The sequence below is a fragment of the Parendozoicomonas haliclonae genome (genome assembly GCF_900174585.1).
In the GTDB taxonomy this organism is placed as follows: domain Bacteria; phylum Pseudomonadota; class Gammaproteobacteria; order Pseudomonadales; family Endozoicomonadaceae; genus Sansalvadorimonas; species Sansalvadorimonas haliclonae.
On record NZ_FWPT01000023.1, the window covers coordinates 1 to 6,485 of the forward strand.

7 protein-coding genes and 1 pseudogene are annotated in these 6,485 nt (G+C 41.4%); 1 reads left to right on the top strand and 7 read right to left on the bottom strand.

From position 1 onward, the window contains the following. Window positions 1-99: pseudogene (locus EHSB41UT_RS25080) on the top strand (IS30 family transposase); the annotation flags it as partial. Between the two features lie 100 nt (window positions 100-199). On the opposite strand, the gene EHSB41UT_RS25085 reads toward EHSB41UT_RS25080, so the two are convergent. The 7 genes from EHSB41UT_RS25085 to EHSB41UT_RS24995 all read right to left on the bottom strand — a co-directional run. Further along, the gene (locus tag EHSB41UT_RS25085) at window positions 200-373 is read right to left on the bottom strand and encodes a hypothetical protein (RefSeq protein WP_415837505.1); all 174 of its coding nucleotides are present in this window, start codon (window positions 371-373) and stop codon (window positions 200-202) included. Further along, window positions 355-597 (bottom strand): hypothetical protein, encoded by a 243-nt coding sequence (locus tag EHSB41UT_RS24750; protein WP_207626753.1) that lies wholly within the window; start codon window positions 595-597, stop codon window positions 355-357. The genes EHSB41UT_RS25085 and EHSB41UT_RS24750 overlap by 19 nt, the downstream gene beginning before the upstream one ends. Before the next feature lie 1,867 nt (window positions 598-2,464). Beyond that, window positions 2,465-3,295: a hypothetical protein gene (locus EHSB41UT_RS24550; protein WP_133060655.1), complete on the bottom strand. Its 831-nt coding sequence runs from the start codon at window positions 3,293-3,295 to the stop codon at window positions 2,465-2,467. Window positions 3,296-3,599: 304 nt separating this feature from the next. Then, window positions 3,600-4,079, bottom strand: a complete 480-nt coding sequence (locus tag EHSB41UT_RS23995; RefSeq protein WP_087113408.1) for a hypothetical protein — start codon at window positions 4,077-4,079, stop codon at window positions 3,600-3,602. A gap of 332 nt (window positions 4,080-4,411) precedes the next feature. After that, on the bottom strand, window positions 4,412-4,831 hold the full coding sequence (locus tag EHSB41UT_RS24000; RefSeq protein WP_242667404.1) for a VOC family protein: 420 nt from the start codon (window positions 4,829-4,831) through the stop codon (window positions 4,412-4,414). Between the two features lie 588 nt (window positions 4,832-5,419). Further along, window positions 5,420-6,283, bottom strand: a complete 864-nt coding sequence (locus tag EHSB41UT_RS24010) for a toll/interleukin-1 receptor domain-containing protein (RefSeq protein WP_087113410.1) — start codon at window positions 6,281-6,283, stop codon at window positions 5,420-5,422. 111 nt (window positions 6,284-6,394) lie between these two features. Continuing rightward, a partial coding sequence (locus tag EHSB41UT_RS24995) for an IS3 family transposase (RefSeq protein ID WP_341350363.1) occupies window positions 6,395-6,485 on the bottom strand: 91 nt, incomplete at its 5' end.

Sequence of the window (6,485 nt, forward strand, 5' to 3'; positions counted from 1 at the left end):
ACTCAAAGAGAATGTGATGCCATAGCCAATGAACTTAATCGTCGTCCAAGAAAGAGGTTGGGCTATAAGTCACCCATCCACTGCTTCCTTAACTGTTAGGGTGTCGCGCTTCAAAACTGATACTAGGTGCCTGGTTGATGGTTAAAGCTTATTGTGTGAACGGATGGAATATGGGCGGGCAATACCTGATTATATAAGCCTATGCTGACCATTCACGGTTTTGAAGAACTATACGGTAACCGTCAATGTCTTCAAAGGTTTTACCAGAAACATCCCAGTAATCATTGTACGATTCAACATGCTTGAAACCTGCCTCTTGAACATTTTTACAGCATTGTTCCCAGAGTTCAGGATCTATGAAATAAAATACCAAAGGTTATCTTGTGTTGGAGCGCGACCAACAGTTTTGCCTTTGTGATGAGTAAATTCAAAATGATAATTATGCTGCTCATGTCCAATGATTGAGCCATCAAAACCGTTGTGATCTTCAAATGAGCCAAGCAGTTTAAACCCTAAACCATTAACGTACATTTCCGTGGCTTTTGCGAGATTGTCTGTTGGACGAGCAACTCTTAATTTTGCTGTTTTAGGAATCACAGATTACTCCGATGTTAGAGATTTGGCAGCACATAACGCCCGCTTAAGGGGCGCCGGAGGCGTCCCATTTGAAGCGCTTGTTAGCTGCTGATTGTTGACGACGATGTTGCGTATTTTTGCCCTACATTACCAGCACAGATTTTGATAGCTGGCTTACACGAAAACACTGGGCACAAACTGTTTTGCCAGCATGGCAGAAACAAGCAAACAACGCAGAATTTTATGCTGGCATTGCACGAAGGAAAATGCGTCTGAACGTGACGCCAGCTTGCACTGATGCCTGGCGAGCAATTTACCGCGGACTATCAGATTTTTCTTTTCAATACTGTGAGCCAAAAGTAATTGATGATCGTGCGGACTTAAGACAGCTAACGCCCGCTTATGGGGCGCCGGAGGCGTCCCATTTGAAGCTCTTGTTACCCGGAGGGTGGCACGGCAGTGACCGTGTTTTTTGCACGGTGTTTAACCGTTTGTTTGACCGTTGCGGGACGTATATTGCGATGTTTAATATTTGGTGTTTTTCGGAGTGTGATAATCATTTGATTCTCAGGATTAGGGCACACCTGTCTTTCTACCAACTCTCACCAATCCCCTTAATGCTTAACCTCGGGTAACGCCCACATACGGGGCGCCGAAGGCGTCCCGCTTGATGTGCTTGTTGTGCGCACCGTGAAGTTACCACTGAGCTTGATAACTGGCTTGTGCACGATGCTTGTTGTTGGGTAGGGCAGAATTAGCCAGAAACCCCAATGTTGATTTTGCCAGCTACGGGCACGAACCCGCAGTAGCGAAAATGCTAAAACGTTTTGAAGAATACAGACGTTGGCACACACTGGATAAAAACGGCACCGATGTTATTGGCGCTGGCATTGCACGAATCTTGTCAGGCACGATTTAACTGATGGAAAAGAACTTGTTTGGCACAATGTTTATGCCAGCGAGCACTGTACTGAATATTCCCCGTTTATACAGATAGGCACAATTCAAATGGCGATATGACGCACAACGCCTGCTTATGGGGCGCCGAAGGCGTCCCAGGAGCGTAGCGACGAACATGAAGCTCTTGTTAGGCCTTGTTTATGATTAAGTGGTTGCAGTGTTTTTACTGATAGACACTGCGTAGATATAAAACGTATTTAAATATACAGCCAACAACAAAGCTAAATATAAAAAGTATTATAGTTATAATGGGGAAGCCAAATGGAAGGCTAAAAGGTACTGATATTACGAAGATTAAAATACAGTGAATGAAAACTATAAATGCTTTGGTGTATGATTTTTGGGTTTTTTCTAGGCCAATTACAGTCGCAGCATTGATTAAGGAAAAGATAATAGCAAGACCAATTAAATAGGGTTGGCCTTTGCTACCGTAAAAATCTGTGGCTGGATAGGTAATAAGGCCATAGAAAATAATAGCTATCAGAGTAAGAGGTAGTCTGAATATGATCTTACATACAAATTCAAACCTACTCTTCTTGCTCAAGATTAAAATTATAATAATTATTGTGAGTAAGAACATTTTCGGCGATGTTGATGGTTGAACTCATAGGGCCTAACGCCCGCTTATGGGGCGCCGGAGGCGTCCCATTTGAAGCTCTTGTTACCCGGAGGGTGGCACGGCAGAGACCGTGTTTTTTGCACAGTGTTTAACCGTTTGTTTGAGCGTTGCGGGACGAATATTGCGATGTTTAATATTTGGTGTTTTTCGGAGTGCGATAATCATTTTAATTACAGGAATAGGGCACACCTGTCTTTCTCCGAACTGCCCAAATCCTTTACTGCTTAACCTCGGGTAACGCCTGAATGTGGGGCGCCGCAGGCGTCCCAGGAGCGAAGCGACGAACACCATTCACTTGTTAGGAGGAGTTTACTGGGACAAGTCTATGTAATTACCAATAACCATAAGTCCACTAGTACATGTCTCAAATAGATCGCTGTTCATATCTAATCCAGAGTAATAATAATGAACAGATTCAATATGCCCTTGTTGGTTTATGCTTTTATCATAGATACCGAGCATATAGAATTCATGGCTACTGCTAAAGTTACCGGCCTGTATATTCCCACCCACAGAGTTAGATGACTTGCTATCAATTAAGGTTTTAAGTGCATACATTGGCCTGGTAGAGATAGGTTTTTCTTTGTTTATATCAAGATGTATGGCATATGCACTTTCCCCTGAGCCGATATAGTAAATTGGCTCAGGATCAGATTCGTAGTCTATTACCTCGTATTGTGGTTCATACTGATCAACGTTATTTCCGTAATCAATGTAGAATTTTGCTAGCATTATTTTTTTATTTAATGGGCAGAATCCTGAGAAGAAAAAATCTATACATTCATTATCTATTTCTTCCTGTAGTTTTATAGAGACTTCTCTATATAGGTTATTTACTACTCTACAAATGCTCTCAAATGAAATTGTTGAAAATGATGGAACATATTGAAGTCTTTGTAATGTAACTGAGAAAAAATTTTGTATTATTGCAGAGCCAGCAAAATCACCGGCAAAACACATCCCGTATGTTTTTTCAAATGCAATTGATGGAGAGGTATCATCCTTACCTGGGTTGAAAATCCGAATTTGAACTGGGATGACTTTGACACCATAGTCTGAATACTTACCTCCCCTAGATACTCTTGAATCAGAGGCAAAGTATATTCCTTCTTTACTATGCCATGCGACGGATAGTGTCATGTTAAACTACTCCTCCTAACGCCCGCTTATGGGGCGCCGGAGGCGTCCCATTTGAAGCTCTTGTTACCCGGAGGGTGGCACGGCAGAGACCGTGCTTTTTGCACAGTGTTTAACCGTTTGTTTGAGCGTTGCGGGACGAATATTGCGATGTTTAATATTGGGTGTTTTTCGGAGTGCGATAATCATTTGATTTCCAGTAATAGGGCACACCTGTCTTTCTCCGAACTGCCCAAATCCTTTACAGCTTAACCTCGGGTAACGCCTGCGTAAGGGGCGCCGAAGGCGTCCCTTCTTGACGCGCTTGTTATGTTCGAGGTCTGACAGTTGCCATGTTGATGATTAATGATCTTAGTTCTGTACTTGATGGTTCTATTCTTAGTGAAGAGCATAGTGCAGATAGATATCTTGCCATATCAGTACGGAATTTTTGTATGGACATAAAAAATTTATATTGTCCCTCTTTAGTTCTATCATCATAGCTGTGTATGTTATGAATTTCTTTTCCTATAGAGCCGATAATGCCTTTCAGTATTTTATTTAAATCTTTATCTTGAGAACACACCTGTAGTAGTTCACGAGTATTATGGAGAATCTCTTCCATACTTTTAATGACGGGGCGTTTTATTTCAAGGTCAAACTCAGCCCAAAGTACTTTTCTTGTCTCAAGATCTGCGATGTACCCTTTGACTTCCCTTTTATATTTAGTCTTGGAAAGGGTCTTTAATGTCACGCCTGTGATTCCACAGAAGCCTGAAGCAATGCTGATTATTTCAAAAAATGCCATTTATGCTCCGATGTAATTTTTAGAACATAACGCCCGCTTATGGGGCGCCGGAGGCGTCCCATTTGAAGCACTTGTTACCCGGAGGGTGGCACGACATAGACCGTGCTTTTTGCACAATGTTTGACTGCTTGTTTGAGCGTTGCGGGACGTATATTGCGATGTTTAATATTTGGTGTTTTTCGGAGTGCGATAATCATTTGATTTTCAGGATTAGGGCACACCTGTCTTTCTCCCAACTCTCCGATCCCTCTAATGCTTAACCTCGGGTAACGCGCAGTTGTGGGGCGCCGGAGGCGTCCCAGGCAGCTTGTCTGCCGTACACCAACGCCTTGTTATACGGCAACACTCAGTTGCCATGAAACACCAAACTGGTCATTAACCCAAGCGAAGTGTTTACTGAAGCCATAATTACCAGGCGGCATCAATATCTCTCCACCATTCGATAAATGGTTAAAGACATGATCAAATTCATGCTGTGAATCAAATTCAACAAAGGTAGAACTTGATGGAGTGAACGAAAAGTCATGGTTAATTGGGCTATCAGAACACATGTATTCCTGCCCGCAGAGCGAGAATACTGCCAGTTTTATGTAGCCTTTTGGAGCATGTGTTTCGTCAGCGTATTTTTCCAAGCTCAATATTTCTGAGTTGGGAAAAGTCGACAGATATCGGTCTAGTGCATCTTGTGCAACACCGCCCTGAAACATCAGAAATGGTCTTACTTTTGGCATGACTACCTCGGGTGTATGCATTGCCGTATAACGCCTGCGTAAGGGGCGCCGAAGGCGTCCCTTCTTGACGCACTTGTTAGGCCTTGTTTATGGGTAAGGATTTGCAGCGCTTATTGATAGACATTACGTAGATGTAAGATGTATTTAAAAATGCAGCCAATAACAAAGCTAAGTGCAAAAATAATTATATTAATAATGGGGAAACCAAATGGAACGCTAACAGGTATAGATATAACGAAGATTAAAATGCAGTGAATGAGAATTATGAATGCTTTTCTTTGTGGATTTTTGGTTTTCGCTAGGCCTATTACTGTCGCTGCGTTGATTAAGGAAAAGGCAATTAAAAGCGCAATTAAATATGGGTGACCTTCGCTGCCGTAAAAACCTGTGACTGGATAGGAAATTAATCCATAGAAAATGATAGCTATAACAGTAAGAGGTAATTTGAATATGGTCTTACATACAAATTCAAATCTGCTCTTCTTGCTCAAAATTAAAATGATAATAATTATTGTGAGTAAGAACATTTTTCGCGGTGCGGAGGGTTGCACTCATAGGGCCTAACGCCTGCGTAAGGGGCGCCGAAGGCGTCCCTTCTTGACGCACTTGTTATGCATTTGGACGTTTTTGTAAAACTGAATTCATGTGAGTGTATGCACTTGAAATCAAACCAGTGATATTTATTAGGATATCTTTTCCGGTGTCCTCACCTAACCTTCTAGTGCCAATTCTTAAATAGTATCTTTCACCATCAGAATTTCCGGTTACTGTAACCCTTTTTACACTTTCATGCTCAGAACCTAATACCGACTTTAGTTCGTTAATGTTTTTAAAGTAATCATTTAAAACGCTGATAATATAGCTTCTTGCGTACTCTTCACCATGATTTTTTGAATTTAGATTGTATATTTCAGTCGCTTTATCTGATGCTAATGCCTCTATATTTGTCAGACAGGTAAATGGTTGATCTTTAGCTTGCTCTACAAAATTCAAAATTATTGCAAAGTTTCCATTGATGTCTCCCCAGTCAATTGACCAGTCAATATGATATTCTGGCTCTTTTGTTCTTGCTAAAAAAGGGTTTGTTATTTTTTGAATTCCTTCGATTACAGTTTTTAAGCCTTCATCAAAATTAGTTCTGAAATCTGCATAGAATTTATCTCGTGCAAATATAGGAATGTCACAATCTTCCAGTAACACGGGCATTACAACAACACGCTTTTCCTCTAGCTCACGAAGAAAGCCAGATGTTAATTCTTTTTTACACCAGGCTGAAGCAATAGACGCTTTAGACATAATAACCAATAATGCGCTTGCACCATCTACAGCATCTTGGACCTTATCTATTAAAGAGTCACCAATATTCAATTCCCAACGATCTAACCAAATATTTATGTTCCTCTGTACGAGCTGCATGGCTAGCTTATCAACAAATTCCTTGTTTTCGTGAGAATAACTGATAAATATGGGCATTTATTTTCCTTGAATTTACTTCGATGCTGATTGATTGGTAGGCATAACGCCTGCGTAAGGGGCGCCGAAGGCGTCTGATCTTCCCCCGATAAAATGGACACCTCTCTGCAGCTAAGCTGCGGCCTCGTATTCTACCGGAGATTGATAATTAAGGCTCGAGTGCAGTCGAGCGCGATTATAAAAATGCTGGATATAACCCGCA